Raw genomic sequence first — 15,920 nt, forward strand, 5'->3', positions numbered from 1 at the left:
GACGACGGCGGCACTTGGGTGAGTTTTTCGGCTCACCCGGGTGCCGCCGTCGGACTTTAACGTACGGAGGGCCCATGGAAAGGGCCACGAATCGGTGTTTGACGGGGTTCACGGTAAATTTGGGGGGTGACATCTTCTGAAACGGCCAAGACGCCTTACTACCTGACCACCGCCATCACGTACCCGAACGGCGATCCGCACATCGGGCACGCCTACGAATACATCGCCACCGACGCCATGGCACGCTTCAAGCGCCTGGACGGGTACGACGTGATGTTCCTGACGGGCACGGATGAGCACGGCATGAAGATTGCGCAGACGGCCGAGAAGGAGGGCATGACGCCCAAGGAGCTCGTGGACCGCAACGTCACGATCTTCAAGGAGACGCACAAGGCCCTCGGCATCACCTACGACCGCTTCATCCGCACCACGGACGCCGACCACTACGCCGCCTCGCAGGCCATCTGGAAGAAGATGGAAGAGGCCGGGGACATCTACCTCGGCAAGTACGAGGGCTGGTACTCGGTCCGCGACGAGGCCTACTACGGCGAGGACGAGACCGAACTGCGCGAGGACGGCAAGCGCTACTCCAAGGTCACCGACACCGAACTGACCTGGACTGAGGAGGAAAGCTACTTCTTCCGCCTCTCCAACTACCAGGACAAGCTCCTGGCGCTCTACGCCGACCAGCCCGACTTCGGCGCCCCCCGCACCCGCTTCAACGAGGTCATCAGCTTCGTCAAGGGCGGCCTCGAGGACCTCTCCGTCAGCCGCACCACCTTCGACTGGGGCGTCCCCGTCCCCGGCAACGACAAGCACGTCATGTACGTGTGGGTGGACGCCCTGACCAACTACCTGACCGGCGTGGGCTACCCCGACGTGGATTCCGAAGCGTTCAAGAAGTACTGGCCGGCCGACGTGCACATCATCGGCAAGGACATCTCCCGCTTCCACGCCGTCTACTGGCCCGCGTTCCTCATGTCCGCCGGGATCGAGCTGCCCAAGCGCGTCATGATCCACGGCTTCCTGCACAACAACGGCGTGAAGATGTCCAAGTCGCTGGGCAACGTGGTGGCCCCGGCCGACTGGGTCGCCCAGTACGGCCTGGACCAGGTCCGCTTCTTCCTCCTCCGCGAGGTCCCCTTCGGTGCGGACGGCTCCTACAACCACGACGCCGTGGTGGGCCGCATGAACTCCGACCTTGCCAACAACCTCGGCAACCTGGCGCAGCGGTCGCTGTCCATGGTGGCCAAGAACTGCGACGGCGTTGTGCCCACGCCGGGTGCCTTCACGGAAGCCGATGAGGCGATCCTGGGCGCCGCCCGCGAACTGCTGGAGCACTCCCGCCACGCCTACCAGGTGCAGGACTTCCACGGCTCGCTGGAAAAGATCTGGCACGTGCTTGGCGACACCAACGCCTACTTTGCCGACCAGGCCCCTTGGGTGCTGCGCAAGACGGACGTGCCCCGCATGGAAACCGTGCTCTATGTGACGCTGGAGATCCTGCGCATCGTCTCCATCCTGGTGCAGCCGGTCATGCCCGACGCCGCCGCGAAGCTGCTGACGGTCCTGGGCCAGGGTTCCACCGAGGACGACGCCGTTCGGCAGTTCGCTGCCATTGCGGCACCCTTGGTGCCCGGTACAGTCCTGCCCGCCCCGGCGCCGATCTTCCCCAAGTATGAGGAGCCGGCCGAGGAGGCGTAGCTTCACGCCCGCATCGTGAAAATGATCCCGTTCCCGCATTCTGACCCCGAAATCCCGGGATCAGAATGCGGGACCGGGATCATTTGCGTCTGTGGTTTGTTTTCTGTGGCAGGCCAGCCTGCCGCAGAACCTGTTCCAGCAGGTTTTTGTCAGACGCCACTCGCCAGGTCCATCGCACAAACCTGACTCCTTGGCTCCTGATGTCGTCTTCACGCTGCTTTTCTTTCCAGAGCCGTTCCTCCATGGAGCCGCCGCTCCAGTCTTGGCGCAGGTACTTTGCCTTGCCATCAAATTCACCCGCGAGATTGAGCTCCTCGAACCAGAAATCAACAGCAGCATTCCTGCCATCCCGGAGTCGGTACTCCTTTTGCAGGACGGGCGTGGGAAAGCCAAGCTGGAACATCTTGGCCCGGCTCAGTGACTCACCGGCTGATCCCGACAGTGGTGAGGAAAAGTTGATGACGGCGATTGTTCGATCTCTGGCTGCCTGACTGGGCAGCTGCTGCGCGGCAGCCAAGAGCAGGTCCTTGGTCAGCGGATCTCCTTGCGGTTCGTCCATTTCCCACACCGCTACTGCCGTGGATTCCTGCGAGGCCGGGACAAAGGTGTTGACCTGTCCGCGAGGGTTCTTGGGGCGCAGACTGGAGTCGCAAACGGCGACGGCAGCGGGAAATGCGAACTTGCTGATCAAGGCAATGGTGGTGGTGAGTTTGTCGGTGATCAAGAACTGGCCACAGCGCAGGACCCTGTCCGTTGGCGCCCCTATCTTGCGACGGACACCGTTGCGGCTTTGCCCGCCCGTGGTGACTTCCGTGCGTACCATCAGTTCCTCCGGCGTGCCGACGATCCACAGCCCCCACAACAGACCCGCTGTCAGGTGGCAGTAGACCGGCTCTGTCCGGGCCAAGTGGCGGAAGGCGTCGGCCTGCAAACCGTATTTGCCTGCTGGCGTGAGCAAAGCCCACTCGGACGCCTTGACATAGATCCCCTGCCTGACGCGCTTGAGCACGCCCTTCTTGCAGAGCTTTGCCAGGGAACGGGGATCTTGGCCGGTCAAGGCGAGATCGGAACTGAATATGAGGCGTGGCTTGTTCATGAATTCAGCGTTGCACTGGAGCAAACTCCCCGTCAGTGCCACTGTTCGGAATGTGAACAACGTGGCGTGTAGGGCTGGCTGTGGAGGAATGACAATGCCGACATGGAGGATGCAACAGCACGGTCGTGGGCATGTGCAGGGGCGGAGGCGGCGCCTCGTGGGTGAAAAGGGCGCCAGGCGGGGAGGTGGCGTTGAAACGGCGAGAAATGAAGCCGGTCCCGCGTTCTGACCCCGGGATTTCGGGATCAAAACGCGGGACCGGCTTCATCTGCGCAGTACGCCTTGGTTCGTATCGTTTAGTCCATGGCCAGGCCTTCCACGGGGGAGAGCTTTGCCGCACGGCGTGCCGGCACCACGGAGGCGAGGAGCCCGGCAACGGCAGCCACCAGCACAACCGCCCCGATCTGGCCCCACGGAACCACTGCGGTGACTTCGGTGAAGGTGCCGAGCCCCGACTGCGCCCCGGCCCAGCCGTAGAGGGTGCCCAGCACCGAGCCGATGACGGCGGCAACGCCCGCAATCAGCACCGCTTCCAGCGCCAGCATGCCGCGCAACTGTCCGCGGGTCAGGCCAAGCGCACGCAGCAGTGAATTCTCACGGGTTCGTTCCAGCACCGACAGCGACAGCGTGTTCGCAACACCAATCAGCGCAATGAACACGGCCACTGCCAGCAATCCGGTCACAACCAGCAGCAGCATGTTGATGACCTGGCTGAACATGGCCTTCTCCAATACGGCTCCGGAGACCATGTACTCATTGACGCCAAGCGCGGAAGCCAGTGACGTGCGCAGGTCCATCAGTTCGTTGGTGTCCAGCGACTGGTCCACGGAGATCCACAGCGGGGCAGCCTCCTGGGTGCGCAGGGGGTCTCCGGCCGCCAGCGGCGTGAAGGAACCCAGCGACACCAGGGCCGTGCCTCCGTTGTTCGTGCCGGGCGTGGCTGTCAGGTTGGTGGTCTGCGTGCCGGCCGCCAGGGTTGCGGTCGTCGCCGTGAGGCTGGACGGCAGGACCACGGACGTGCCGGCGGGGCGGTTGGCCGGGTTGGCCAGGAGCGCCGCGGCGTCCGAGTCGGAAATGCCATACGCCGGCAGTTGGGTGTCCCCGGCCGTCACCATGCCCACCAGTTCCAGCCGGGCAATGTGCTCGACGCCGGGAAGGGCTGCGGCGGCGGCCACGGCCTGGTCGGTGATGGCGGGATCGCCGGGGAACGACTCGACCGTGACGTCCACAGGGTAGATGGCGTCCAGTTCGGTGTCGAAGGCATGCCGGGCCGTCGCGGCACCGGTCATCATCATGGTCACGAGCGTGACGCCGATGAGGAGGGCCGACGCCGTCGCCGTGGTCCGCCGGGGGTTGCGCACAGCGTTGGCTGCGGCCATTTTTCCGGGAACTCCGGCCGGTGCGGCGAGGCTGCCGGCCAGGGACACCAGCTTCGGCACGAACAACGTGGCCGCCATGAGGAAGCCGACAAACGAGGCGGCGCCGGCCGGCAGGGCAATCAGCAGGTTGGCTGAAATTCCGCCGTACACCAGACCCGCACCGCCGGCGAGCAGCAGCAGGATGCCAATGCCCAGGCGCAGCCGCCCGCCGGAATTGTGCACCGAGATGTCGTCGGCCGGGCGCAGCGCTGCCAGCGGGGCAACCGCCGTCGCGGCACGGGCAGGAACCAGCGCGGCCAGGACGGTGAGCAGCGTGCCCACCACAAGCCCCGCGATGACGGCGGACGGCGGCACCGCCAGGGTGGCGAAGCTGAAGTCGGGATTCTGGCTCAGCAGCGTCAGGACGAGTGCCATCGTGCCCACGGCAAACAGCACGCCCAGCACGGAGGCTGTGAAGCCCACCAGAAGCGCTTCGAGCATCACCGAGTTGCGCACCTGCCGGCGGCTGGCGCCGATGCAGCGCAGCAGCGCCAGCTCACGGGTGCGCTGGGCAACCAGCACCGAGAAGGTGTTGGAAACCACCAGGGCGGAGACCAGCAGGGCCACGCCGGCGAAGGCCAGCAGAACAATCGTCAGCTGGTCCTGGCCGCCGGTGAAGCCGGCAACCATCTCTGTGGTCTTCTCATCCGGTGTCTGGACCGAGTCAACGGGGAGCGAGAGGGCCGTGGACAGGCCGTTCTTCGCGTCGGAGATGGAGACTCCGGGTGCAACCTTGACCAGGATGGCCCCATAGCCCGGACTTGCGGCGCCGAGCGCCTCCACATCCGCGGTGGTGCCCACAAATTGCGCCATGCCGGACATCTGCGGATCCTTCGACGTGGCCGAAATGCCCGTGACCGTCGCGGCCACCTCCGGCTCCACCGGGGTTCCTTCCTGGCCTTCCGCGGGCGGGGCAGGCTGGCCCGTCAGGGTGACCTTGCTGCCCACGGACAGGGAGTTGCGTTCAGCCGTGACCGAGTCCACCACAATCTCGCCTTCGCGCGAAGGCCAGGCTCCGGAGTTCAAGGGGACAGATTCCAGTGCGGGGTCATTTGGCACGCTGCGGATGAAGGAAGCCACCGTGGCGGAACCGAGGCTGCTGTCCACGTAGACCATGCGCTGGGCATAGGAGGCGGAGACCAAAGGCGAGGAGGCCGCGGAGTCCGCGTTCGCCGTCGTGAGCGGCTCGTTGCCGGGAGGTGAGATGACGAGGTCGGCGGTGGAGTATGCCTGCCCGATGGACGCCTTCAGCGACGCCTCGGTGGAGGCATTGACCATCAGTGTGGCGGAGAGGAACGCGACCGCCAGCAGCACGGCGAGCGTGATGGCGATGAAGCGGCGCGAGTGCGTCTTAAGTTGGCTCAGGGCTACCTGCAGCATGGACTACGCCCCCAGCGATGCCAGCGAGGCCAGCACGGTTTCGGCGGTGGGGTTCTCGAGTTCGCCCACGAGTGCGCCGTCGTTCATCAGGACCACGCGGTCGGCATAGGAGGCGGCGACGGGGTCGTGCGTGACCATGATGATGCTCTGGCCCATCTCGCGCGAGGAGCGGCGCAGCATGCCCAGGACCTCGGCGCCGGAGCGCGAATCCAGGTTGCCGGTGGGCTCGTCGCCGAAGATGACGTCGGGGCGGGTGAGCAGGGCGCGGGCCACGGCGACGCGCTGCTGCTGGCCGCCGGAGAGCTCATGCGGCTTGTGCGCCAGTCGGTCGGTCAGGCCCAGCGTGGAGGTGATGAATGTGAACCACTCCTTGTCCACGGTGCCGCCAGCCAGCGCCACGGGCAGGGTGATGTTGGCTTCGGCGGTCAGCGTGGGGACCAGGTTGAATGCCTGGAAAACGAAGCCGATCCGGTCGCGGCGCAGCTGTGTTAAATCCTTGTCGTTCAGCGAGGTCAGCTCGGTGTCGCCCAGGTGGATGGTGCCGGCGGTGACGGTGTCGAGGCCTGCGAGGCAGTGCATCAGCGTGGATTTTCCGGAGCCCGACGGGCCCATGATGGCGGTGAACTGCCCTGCCGGGAACTCCAGGTCCACGCCCTTGAGGGCCGTCACCTCGGTCTCGCCCTTGCCGTAGGTCTTGCGCAGGCCGCGGGCCTGAACCGCCAGCGTGCGTTGGTTGTGCTCAGTTGTGATGGTCATGGCACCAGCCTATTTCCGGCCCGGGTGGCGCGGATCGGAGCGCGGTCGGATATCGGGCGGAAGTTCGACGCCGGACCCTCCTACCGTGGGTGGAGGCGCCGTGCGCCGGGGTGCTCCGGGCTCCCGCCGCGGCGCTGCCCGCCCGATGCCGCCGCGGCGCCACCCGCCCGCCCGCCGCCACCCGGGGTGAGGGAAGGCCGGTGTCGCGGTCATTCTTTTCAGGGGGCGTTGCAGGGAGGAGAATTGTTGCCATGGTCCAGGTGCCGGACGGCGTGGTGGAGGCGTACTCGGACAGGGTGGTCAATGCCCTGCTCGGTTTCGCGGAGCTGTCGAGCATTGTGCTCGGCGACGGGCTTGGCTGGTACGCAGCCCTGGACGCGGCCGGGAGTGCCGGGTTGTCCCCGGATGAACTTGCGGCAGCCACCGGAACGCAGGAACGCTATGCGCGTGAATGGCTGGAACAGCAGGCTGCCGCGGGATTCGTTGGCGTGGTTCCAGCTGGTCCGGGCGGTGCCGGGCAGCCCGCCCGCCGGTTCACGCTGCCGCCCGGCGCGGCCGAGGTGCTGCTGCAGCCGGACTCGCTCTCGGCGGTGCTGCCGATGGTGCGGATGCTCCGGGCCGGGGTGGCCCAACTGCCGGACCTGCTGCAGGCCTACCGGCATGGCGGCGGCGTTGGCTGGGCGGAGATTGGCGACGAGGCGCGCGAGGCCCAGTTCGACGGCAACCGGCCGTGGTTTGAAAAGCGGCTGGGCCCGGCCCTGGCATCGGCACCGGCCATCCATGAGGTGCTGTCGCGGCCGGGCGCGCGCATCACCGACCTGGGTGCCGGCTGCGGCTGGTCCACGCTGGCGCTGGCCAGGGCCTACCCGGGGGCCGCCGTCGTCGGAATCGACATTGACGGGCCCTCCATCGAGTGGGCACGGGAGCACGCCCGCCGCAGCGGCCTGGAGGGCCGGGCCACGTTCCGCATTGCCGACGCGGCGGATCCCGTGGCACCCGCCAGCCAGGACGCCGTCTTCATCTTTGAGGCGCTGCACGACATGCCGTTTCCCGTGCAGGTGCTGGCCTCCGTCCGTGCCATGGTGAAGCCCGACGGCGTGGTGGTGGTCATGGACGAGGCCGTCGCCGATGCCTTTGCTCCCGACGCGGACGAACTGGAACGGCTCATGTACGCCTACAGCCTGTTCATCTGCCTGCCCGACAGCCTGTCCACGCCGGGGTCGGCGGGCACTGGAACGGTCATGAGGGCGCCGGTGCTGGAAGGGTATGCAGCGGCTGCAGGCTTTTCATCCGTGGAGCGCCTCCCCATCAAGGGGTTCGCGGTGTTCCGTTTTTACCGCCTGCATTTGTAGCGACGGTTCCTTCGCCGGACGCTTCCGAAGGCGGCTATTTTCCGAACAGGCGGCTGAACCAGTTGCCGGAGGAGGCAGCGGGCGCCTTGGGTGCGTTGCGGTCGCAGCTGCAGCGGTCTGCCCGGGCAACGTTGGCCATGACGGCATCCACGTGGTTGCCGCAACCGGCCCAGGTGGTCTTGTTGCAGCTCTTGCAATTAACGGCTCGGCACATGGGTTCTCCTTAGACCTGAATACCCTAGGGGGTATATTTACTGACCAGTCTACATACCCCGGGGGTATTGTTCGAACCGGTCCGGGGCCAACTGTGCCCGTGCGTTACACCCACTCCAGCGCGCCGGGCAGCCCGTGGAAGGCGGAGAAATCCGCAGCTGCCGCTTCGACTGCCAGCCGTTCCGCGGTGGCAAGGTGCCGCAGGGGAGCCACCAGGACCCGGGCAGCACCGGGGGAGGGGGCATATTTCCACGTGCCCGCGATCACCCCGTCGATGAGCACCGGGTGGTAGAAGGCGGCTGCCGGAGCAGGGCCGGGCCCTGCCTGCATGAAGATCAGCGGCTTCGACTCAAAGTACGACATCACATACTCGTCATAACACTGGAGCAGGTCCACCCGCGGAGCCGCCGGTGCAGGAATCACTCCCGACGGTTCCCACCACAGGGACATGCCGTCCACCACGCAGGGCTCAAAACGTCTGGGGGATGCCTCCACCGCCGACACCACGCCGGCACGGGCATCGGCCATGGGCAGGCCGCTCCACACGGCAAAATCCTTGACACCCACCGGCCCGCGCGTGCCAAGGTACCGTTCCGCGAGGGCCTTCAACGCACCGTCCCGGTCCGCGGGTGCGCCGGGCACATGGCCGGGAACGCGCTCGTCGAACAGGGCATAGCCGCGCTGCCTGCCCTGGGAAGCGCCGCTGATCACCAGCCGCTCCAGCTCGGCATGCATCAAGATGTAGCTGAGCCGGATGCCCGACGCCTCGATGCCCGAGCGCACCAGGGCATCCTGCAACTGCCGGCGCGTGCGGTGGCGGCCATTGGCCAGCTCCGCAGCCAGCACGCCATGCGCCGCGGACAGGGTTTGCCCGTCCAGCCCGGACTTGCCGTAATACAGCTTGTTCGTGCGGTGCACGTGCGGGGCCGTGAGTTCAAGCAGCCACCGTGCGTCGGCCGGCGACACAAAATGCCAGGTGGGCCGCAGCACGTGGGTGCGCAGGATCTCGCCGCGGTCGACGGCGGACGCGAGGTCCGCGGCCCTGTTGCCTTCCGCCGTGGGCAGCCTGCGCCGTGCCATGCCCCACAAGGCGTAGGCATAGTCCTGCGCCTGCATGGCGACATGGCGCTCGACCACGCCGCCGGCGCTCGCAGGCAGGGGCGACCACAGGTTGTGGCGGTGCATGCGCAGCGAGATGGCCTCTGCGCGGCTCAAGGTCTGTGGCACACACCAAGCGTAGCCCCGGGCGCCGTCCAGGCCCGCGCCGCCTCCCCTTCCGACGCCGCATCACATAAGTCGCGTTTTTCTCCGACGCCGCATCACATAAGTGCCACATACGGCCAACGCCGCATCAGTAGGGGTTGTGCCGTGTTTTTCGCCAACGCCTGCGAAGTCCCACGCCAGGGCACGGCGGCGGGAGGGCAGCCTCTTTGCCGAAAAGCTGGCTTCCCGCCGTCGTGCCCCAGGAAGGGAACAAGGGAGATTTTATAGACTGGGGCATGGCCATCTCGCCGAACCCCTGGACCAACACCACCCACGACTGGGCCGCGGCCGTCGACACCGCGCACCTGGCCTCGATCGCGGCGGACCCGGGCCGGTACGCACCCGGAGGGGTGTGGCACCTGCTGCTGGAAGTGGCGGCCCACCCCGTGGATGAGGCCGAGGACCGCGGGGCCCGGGGGCTCTGCACCGTCACGGCGCATGCCGACGGCTCCTGGTCAGTCGCCGATGACGGCCGCGGCACCGACACGCGCCTGGATGCCTCCGGCCAGCCCGTCAAGAAGCCCGTCATGTCCACGAAGGACCTGCGTTTCTTCGACGGCCCCGCCTCCGAGATGCTCCCGGACGGGTTCGCGCGCCGAGGCATGTCCGTCGTGTCGGCGCTGAGCACCTGGCTGGTCCACACCAACCGCCGCCTGGACGGCTCGTGGACGCAGCGCTACGAACGGGGTGTTCCGGCCGCCCTGCTTCCCGTCCCCGCCGACGGCACCACCGGCACAACGGTCCGCTTCATGCCGGGCCGGGAGGTTCCCGGCGGGATTCCGCCGGAGCGGGAGACCCTGCAGCGCCTGTCCCGTGCCTGGCCGCAGCTGGAGTGGCGCTTCCGCCAGGATTGACGACGGCGCAGCCCGCCTTCCAGCGAACCGCCGGCGACTGCGGCCGCAGCGCGCAGGTGACGGGGCGCCGTCGTGCCCGGGGCGTGCCTTGGCGTTCCACCGGCAGCCGGCGGGGACGACGTAGGATTAATCGACAATGCCGGCTTCTGCCTTGATGTGGGCCAGCCTGCAGCCTCCATCCGTTCGAGCGAAAGCCAGCCGTGCCCAGTACCGCGCCAACCGCCCCGTCCTCCGTGCTGACTCCGGAAGGGGAACCGGCCGTTGCCGACTGGACCCTGGCGCCGGACTCCATACACCTGAACCACGGATCCTTTGGCGCCGTTCCCCGGGTTGCGCAGGAGCGCGCCCTTGAGTTGCGCCGCGAGATGGAGGCCAACCCGTGCACCTGGTTCAAGGGGCAGCCGGCGAGGCTGGCCGCTGCGCGGGCTGGCATCGCGGAGCACCTGCGGGTCCGGGCCGGCGACCTCGCCCTGGTCACCAATGCCAGCGCGGGTGCCAGCGCCGTGTACAACTCCCTGCCGTTCCGCGACGGCGTGGAGATCGTGGTCACCAACCACGGCTACGGCGCCGTCACGGAAGGTGCCCGGCGCATCGCACGGAGGCACAACGGCCTGGTGCGCACCGCCGAGGTGCCGCTGGACGCGGACGCGGCCCTCGCCGTCGAACGAGTCATGGAACAGGTGGGCGGGCGCACGGGGCTGATCGTCGTGGACCAGATCACCTCGGCCACGGCCCGCCGCCTGCCCGTGGAGGAAATTGCCGCCGCGGCGAAGGAGCTCGGCGTCCCTGTGCTGGTGGACGGCGCCCATGCACCGGGCGTTTTGGCCAGCCCCGTGCCGGACGTTGACGGATTTTGGATCGGCAACCTGCACAAATTTTCCTGTGCACCGAGGGGGACCGCCGCGCTTGTGGCCCGCGGCCCCTTCCGGGAACACCTCCGCCCGCTCATCGATTCATGGGGCTATCCGCACGCGTTCCCGGACAGCTTTGACCACGTGGGGACACAGGATGTGACGCCGTGGCTGGCTGCGTCGGCATCGCTGGAGAGCATCGGGGAACGCTTTGGCTGGGACACCTTCCGCAGTTACGCCGCCCAGCTGGCCGGCTACGGGGCGGACGTGATTGCCCAGGCCTTTGCCGCCCTCGACGGCGTGCCGGCGGCGGTCGAGGTGGGCATGCCCGTGGGGCCGCTGCGCCTGGTCCGGCTGCCGGACGGCCTGCCGTGGCCCGGGGCCGATGTCGGGGCCATCCGCACCATGCTGTCAGGCTCGCTGGGTTTTGAGACTGCCATTACCCAGTTCGACGGCGTGGGCTACCTTCGGCTCTCGGCCCACCTTTACAACACCCCGGCAGACTACGAGGCGTTTGCCGAGCGCGCCGTCCCGGAGCTGGTGCGGCTGGCGCGGGCAGGGCGGGCCCGGACGCAGCCCTGAGGGGCTGGAAGTTGTCAGCAGGTCCCCGGCCAGCTCTCGCTTGAGGGCGATTCGGCCAGGAACAAGCCACCTGACATACTCTGACCATGACAGTCTCCTTCGTGCGCACCACGCGGACCAGCATGCCGCAAGCACAGCTGTTTGACCTTGCCCGCAGCATTGATGCCCATAAAGACTCGATGTCGCATGCTCGTGAAAAGGCCGTGGCTGGCGTCACCTCTGGCTTCATTTCTTTGGGGGAGGAAGTGACCTGGCGGGCTTGGCATTTTGGGGTGCCGATGCGAATGACGAGTCGGATAACACAAATGGAAATTCCCAATTCATTTACCGATGAGCAGGTCAAGGGCCCATTCCTGAGGTTCCGTCACGTCCACGAGTTCAGGCAGGATTCAGGCGGAACCACAATGATTGATCGCATTGAGTTCGCAGCACCCTTTGGCGGGATCGGGCTTCTCGTCGAAAAGCTGGTCCTGGCCCGCTATATGCAGAGGCTGATTGAGACGAGAAACCGGCACCTCACACAAGGGTAATTCGGCCCTGTCCACTGGTTGGGCGCCGTCCTCCGCACTGTCGTCATCCGGGCCACCGCACTGGAAGCGACACCCCCAGCAGCGGTTGGCACGCCGTGGACGCGGGCGGCGGAATCCGCCATTGCCTAACCCTGGGGGACAACGCCACCTTGGTACGCCATGACGGCTGCCTGCACACGGTTGCGCGCACCCAGCTTGATCAGGATGGAGCTGACATGGCCCTTGACGGTGCCTTCCACCAGGAACAGCCTGGCCCCGATCTCTGAGTTGGAATAGCCGGCTGCAGGTGATGCCGCGTTCGCCAAGACAGCGACTTACATGATGCGGGGATCGTGAAAAATGCGGCATATCTGATGCGGCGTTTGACCGCGGCGTTTGAAGAGCATCGGAAGGGTGGCTGGAGGGCCCGTGGCGGGCGCGCGGGCGACGGGCGGGGTCAGCGCGGGGTGACGATGCCTGTCTCGTACGCGATGACAACCACTTGCACGCGGTCGCGGGCGTTGAGCTTGGCCAGGATGTGCCCCACGTGCGTCTTGACCGTGGCCTCGGAGACGAACAGCTGTGCCGCGATCTCGGGGTTGGAGAGGCCGTTGGCGATCAGCACAAACACCTCGTGCTCGCGCGCGGTCAGCGAGGCGACGGCGGCGGCGTTGGCGTCGTTGGCCGGGCTCGGCGCGGACAGCATGGGCGCAACATGGTCCAGCAGCCGCCGCGTGGTGGAGGGCGCAATCACCGCGTCCCCGGCAAATACCGTCCGGATGGCTCCGAGCAGTTCCTCCGGCGGCGCGTCCTTGAGCAGGAAGCCGCTGGCCCCGGCCTGGATGGCCGCAAGGGCGTACTCATCCAGGTCGAACGTGGTCAGCACCACGATCTTCAGCTCCGACAGCCACGACCCGGAAGGCGCCGCCTTGGTCCGCTCCATGAGCCGCCGCGTGGTCTCGAGCCCGTCCATCCCGGGCATGCGCACGTCCATGAGCACCACGTCGGCGGCGGTCGCGGCGAGCCCGGCCAGCGCCTCGATGCCGTTGCCGGCCTGCAGCACCACCTCGAGGTCGGGCTGGGAATTGATCAGCATGCCAAAGCCGGACCGGACCAGCTGCTGGTCGTCCACCAGGGCCACGCGGATGGGGGAAAGAGTGCTCATGAATCAATGCTCCGAATAGGGGATGAAAACTGCAATGCCAAAACCGCCGCCCGCCACCGGGCCCGCCGACAGCGTGCCCTCATACAGCCGCACCCGCTCGGACATGCCGCGCAGGCCGTTTCCGCCGCCTTGGGCGGGGACCGCATCGGTGGGCCGGGCGCCCGGGTGATGGCCGACGTCGGACTCTGCCTTGGTGCCGGCCGGCGCGGACATGGCGGGAACCTTGGGGGACGGGACGCGCGGGACCGGTGCCGTGGCGAGGGCGGCGGTGGCGCCGCGGCCGTCGTCGCGGACCGTGATCTCCAGGCCGCGGGCGTTCCAGGCGAGCGCCACGGAGGCGGTGACGTTGGGGCCGGCGTGCTTCATGACGTTGGTCAGGCCCTCCTGGACCACGCGGTACGCGGTGAGCTCGGCTCCGGGCGGGAGCTGGCGCCGGGGGTCGCCGAGTGCGCTGAAGTCGACCGGCAGGCCGGCGGCGCGGGTGCCGAGGAGGAGTTCGTCGAGGTCGCCCAAGCCGGGAAGGGGGCGTGTGGATGCTTCGTCGCCGCCGCGCAGCACGCCCAGCAGGCGGCGCATTTCCTGCAGGGACGACCGGCCCGTGGCGGCGATCGTGGCGAGCGTTTCGGGTGCGATCTCGGGGTTGGCCACGGAGGCGTAGCGGGCGCCGTCGGCCTGGGTGATGATGACGGAGAGGGAGTGGGCCACGATGTCGTGCATCTCGCGGGCGATGTGGGCGCGCTCGTCGCTGGCGGCCAGCTCGCGCTCATGCTGGGCCTCAATTTCCAGGCGGTGGGCGCGGTCGGAGAGGGCCTGCTCGCGCAGCCGCTTGGTGCGGGTGAGGTCGCCGGAGGTCCAGCTGAACAGCACCAGCACCCAGACCATCAGGACCGTGATGACGGTGTAGGGCAGGTCGCTCAGGCTGATGGTGGAGAATTCGTAGAAGTAGCGCGTGACCAGCATGATGGCGCCGAGCAGGGCCAGGGCCAGGCCGCTCAGGCTTGCCCAGCGGGGGCCGAATGCGGCCAGGGCGTAGACAACCAGAGGTACCGCGATGTCGGCCGGCAGGGGCTGTACATTGAGAGCCCACTGCGCGATGGCAACGCCGGCGATGATGGAGCCGGCCATGACGGTGCGGGTGCGGCGCCAGGCCAGCGGCACTATCAGCGCCGTGGCGAAGGTGCCCGCCACGAGCATGTCGAGCAGGGTGCTGGAGTAGCCGCCGTCGGCGAGGCTGAAAGGGATCACCACGAGCCACAGCACGGACATCAGGACAAAGTCCACGGCAAAGCGGTGCCGCCGGAACCAGTCGTAGATGGAATGCATGATCACACCTTCAACCTTAGGCTGTGCGGTGGGCGCCAGCATCGTGCCGCGGGTGGAGATTCCGGCGTGTTCCGGGCCACAGGCGCGGCAGGGCTGCAGGGCGCAGGTGCAAGGGCGCGGATTCTGCCGGGGCGGGGGAGCGGGGTCTGGGCGGGGGAGCGGGGTCTGGTGGACACGCCGTCCGGCTGAGCCAGCTGCTTGGTGTCTTCTGCTGCCTCAACCCCGCCGCCTGGCAACCGCCCCGCAAGCACCCCATCAAGTCTCAAATAGTGAGATGCTTTGCCCATCATGTGGATGGTTTCGTAGGCTGAATCCATGAGCGCATCGAATGACACTGCAGTTAACGCACCCGCCCCCTCCGCGATCGACATTGCCGTCATCGCCGGCGATGGGATCGGCCCCGAAGTCACCGCCGAGGCCGTCAAGGTCCTGCAGGCCGTGACCGCGTCAGATGGCCTCGAGCTCAAGCTCACCGACTACAAGCTCGGCGCCGAGCACTGGCTGGCCACCGGCGAAACGCTCCCCGAATCCACCATCGAAGCCCTGCGCGGACACGACGCCATCCTCTTCGGTGCTGTCGGCGCGGCCCCCGGCGACACGTCCATCCCCTCGGGCCTGATCGAGCGCGAGATGCTGCTCAAGCTGCGCTTCAGCCTGGACCACTACGTCAACCTGCGCCCTTCTTTCCTGTACGACGGCGTTCCCTCGCCTTTGGCGAACCCCGGCACCATTGATTTCGTTGTCGTCCGCGAAGGCACCGAGGGCCCCTACGTCGGCAATGGCGGCGTGCTGCGCAAGGGCACCCCGCACGAGGTTGCCACGGAAGTTTCAGTCAACACCGCCTTCGGCGTCGAGCGCCTGGTCCGCGACGGCTTCCGCCGCGCCAACGAGCGCCCCCGCAAGAAGCTGACCTACGTGCACAAGCACAACGTGCTCGTCTACGCAGGCCACCTGTGGAAGCGCACGGTCGAGGCCGTGGCGAAGGAATTCCCGCAGGTCTCGGTTGACTACCTGCACGTGGACGCGGCCATGATCTTCCTGGTCACCGACCCGTCCCGCTTTGACGTGATCGTCACCGACAACCTGTTCGGCGACATCGTCACCGACCTGGCCGCAGCCGTCACCGGCGGCATCGGCCTGGCCGCATCCGGCAACATCAACATGGACCGCACAGCTCCGTCCATGTTTGAACCCGTCCACGGCTCCGCACCAGACATTGCGGGCCAACAAAAGGCAGACCCCACGGCGGCCATCCTGTCCGCGGCACTGCTCCTGCACCACCTGGGCCACCACGGCGCGGCCACCAAGATCGAATCTGCCGTCGCCGCCGACATCGCCACCCGCGATGCCTCGTCCCCCAGGCCAACCAGCGCCATTGGCGACGCCATCGCGCAATCCCTCTAACGCCGTCGTCCGCGTCCCGGAGTAGGCTTGGAGTCAATACGTGTGAGTGC

14 protein-coding genes are annotated in these 15,920 nt (G+C 67.3%); 6 read left to right on the plus strand and 8 right to left on the minus strand.

Going from position 1 to position 15,920, the window contains the following annotated elements; all coding sequences use genetic code 11:
• Positions 1 to 126: 126 nt before the first annotated feature.
• Positions 127 to 1,704 carry a methionine--tRNA ligase gene (gene metG, locus JOF48_RS13925; RefSeq protein WP_209681612.1) on the plus strand — a complete coding sequence of 526 codons (1,578 nt, stop codon included), beginning with the start codon at positions 127 to 129 and terminating at the stop codon, positions 1,702 to 1,704.
• 79 nt (positions 1,705 to 1,783) lie between these two features.
• Here metG and JOF48_RS13930 read toward each other — a convergent pair whose 3' ends face one another.
• The 3 genes from JOF48_RS13930 to JOF48_RS13940 all read right to left on the minus strand — a co-directional run bounded on the left by JOF48_RS13930 (position 1,784) and on the right by JOF48_RS13940 (position 6,354).
• A complete protein-coding gene (locus JOF48_RS13930) occupies positions 1,784 to 2,800 on the minus strand; it encodes a type IV toxin-antitoxin system AbiEi family antitoxin domain-containing protein (protein WP_209681614.1) in 1,017 nt (338 codons plus the stop codon).
• A 296-nt stretch (positions 2,801 to 3,096) separates the two neighbouring features.
• Positions 3,097 to 5,598 (minus strand): ABC transporter permease, encoded by a 2,502-nt coding sequence (locus JOF48_RS13935; protein ID WP_209681615.1) that lies wholly within the window; start codon positions 5,596 to 5,598, stop codon positions 3,097 to 3,099.
• 3 nt (positions 5,599 to 5,601) lie between these two features.
• On the minus strand, positions 5,602 to 6,354 hold the full coding sequence (locus tag JOF48_RS13940; protein WP_209681616.1) for an ABC transporter ATP-binding protein: 753 nt from the start codon (positions 6,352 to 6,354) through the stop codon (positions 5,602 to 5,604).
• 251 nt (positions 6,355 to 6,605) lie between these two features.
• Here JOF48_RS13940 and JOF48_RS13945 point away from each other — a divergent pair, with 251 nt between their 5' ends.
• The gene (locus JOF48_RS13945) at positions 6,606 to 7,706 is read left to right on the plus strand and encodes a class I SAM-dependent methyltransferase (RefSeq protein ID WP_209681617.1); all 1,101 of its coding nucleotides are present in this window, start codon (positions 6,606 to 6,608) and stop codon (positions 7,704 to 7,706) included.
• A gap of 34 nt (positions 7,707 to 7,740) precedes the next feature.
• Here JOF48_RS13945 and JOF48_RS13950 read toward each other — a convergent pair whose 3' ends face one another.
• Both JOF48_RS13950 and JOF48_RS13955 read right to left on the minus strand, forming a co-directional pair.
• Complete coding sequence (locus JOF48_RS13950) at positions 7,741 to 7,920, minus strand: hypothetical protein (protein ID WP_209681618.1); 180 nt, start codon at positions 7,918 to 7,920, stop codon at positions 7,741 to 7,743.
• A 104-nt stretch (positions 7,921 to 8,024) separates the two neighbouring features.
• The gene (locus tag JOF48_RS13955) at positions 8,025 to 9,146 is read right to left on the minus strand and encodes a winged helix DNA-binding domain-containing protein (protein WP_209681619.1); all 1,122 of its coding nucleotides are present in this window, start codon (positions 9,144 to 9,146) and stop codon (positions 8,025 to 8,027) included.
• A 272-nt stretch (positions 9,147 to 9,418) separates the two neighbouring features.
• Here JOF48_RS13955 and JOF48_RS13960 point away from each other — a divergent pair, with 272 nt between their 5' ends.
• The 3 genes from JOF48_RS13960 to JOF48_RS13970 all read left to right on the plus strand — a co-directional run bounded on the left by JOF48_RS13960 (position 9,419) and on the right by JOF48_RS13970 (position 11,999).
• Positions 9,419 to 10,036: an ATP-binding protein gene (locus JOF48_RS13960; RefSeq protein WP_209681620.1), complete on the plus strand. Its 618-nt coding sequence runs from the start codon at positions 9,419 to 9,421 to the stop codon at positions 10,034 to 10,036.
• A 200-nt stretch (positions 10,037 to 10,236) separates the two neighbouring features.
• Positions 10,237 to 11,469: an aminotransferase class V-fold PLP-dependent enzyme gene (locus JOF48_RS13965; protein WP_209681621.1), complete on the plus strand. Its 1,233-nt coding sequence runs from the start codon at positions 10,237 to 10,239 to the stop codon at positions 11,467 to 11,469.
• A gap of 86 nt (positions 11,470 to 11,555) precedes the next feature.
• Entirely contained in the window at positions 11,556 to 11,999 is a 444-nt protein-coding gene (locus JOF48_RS13970) for an SRPBCC family protein (RefSeq protein WP_209681623.1), read from the plus strand.
• A 125-nt stretch (positions 12,000 to 12,124) separates the two neighbouring features.
• Here the strand turns inward: JOF48_RS13970 and JOF48_RS13975 are convergent, their stop codons facing one another.
• From JOF48_RS13975 to JOF48_RS13985, 3 genes are all read right to left on the minus strand, one after another.
• Positions 12,125 to 12,304, minus strand: coding sequence for a LuxR C-terminal-related transcriptional regulator (locus JOF48_RS13975; RefSeq protein ID WP_209681624.1), 180 nt, complete (start codon positions 12,302 to 12,304; stop codon positions 12,125 to 12,127).
• 131 nt (positions 12,305 to 12,435) lie between these two features.
• Entirely contained in the window at positions 12,436 to 13,143 is a 708-nt protein-coding gene (locus JOF48_RS13980) for a response regulator (protein ID WP_209681626.1), read from the minus strand.
• Between the two features lie 3 nt (positions 13,144 to 13,146).
• The gene (locus tag JOF48_RS13985) at positions 13,147 to 14,466 is read right to left on the minus strand and encodes a sensor histidine kinase (protein WP_245346547.1); all 1,320 of its coding nucleotides are present in this window, start codon (positions 14,464 to 14,466) and stop codon (positions 13,147 to 13,149) included.
• 315 nt (positions 14,467 to 14,781) lie between these two features.
• Between JOF48_RS13985 and JOF48_RS13990 the strand changes: the two genes are divergently transcribed.
• The gene (locus tag JOF48_RS13990; RefSeq protein ID WP_209681627.1) at positions 14,782 to 15,870 is read left to right on the plus strand and encodes a 3-isopropylmalate dehydrogenase; all 1,089 of its coding nucleotides are present in this window, start codon (positions 14,782 to 14,784) and stop codon (positions 15,868 to 15,870) included.
• Positions 15,871 to 15,920: the final 50 nt, after the last annotated feature.

This window comes from Arthrobacter stackebrandtii, assembly GCF_017876675.1.
GTDB lineage: Bacteria > Actinomycetota > Actinomycetes > Actinomycetales > Micrococcaceae > Specibacter > Specibacter stackebrandtii.